The sequence below is a fragment of the Salinimicrobium oceani genome (genome assembly GCF_012037645.1).
Genome location: NZ_JAAVJR010001586.1, coordinates 1 through 290 on the forward strand (window position 1 = coordinate 1; position 290 = coordinate 290).

Consider the following 290-nt stretch of genomic DNA (forward strand, 5'->3'; position numbering starts at 1 on the left):
GATCTGTGAAATTATAGTTTTTAGGGTGCCAATTGGTTTGAGCTTTTGATCTTCGGGTTTATCATTTCCGAAGCCGTAGAGGCCTATGCCTGTTCTTACCATGTCAAAATGGGCTTTCGGATAATTGATGATCCCCGAGGTATTACAAATATGCAGCAGTGGCCTGTAATCTAATTCATCATAAAGCTTAATAGCGATCTTCCTGAAAGTGTGGATCTGCATCAGCGTAAATTCCCGCTCTCTCCAGTCTTCGCTGGCCGCCAGGTGTGAAAAAAAGTTTTTGCTTTTAT

1 protein-coding gene is annotated in these 290 nt (G+C 42.1%); it reads right to left on the reverse strand.

The features are described from left to right. The coding region (locus HC175_RS23180; RefSeq protein WP_209310233.1) for an alanine racemase at positions 1-290 on the reverse strand (290 nt) is incomplete at both ends.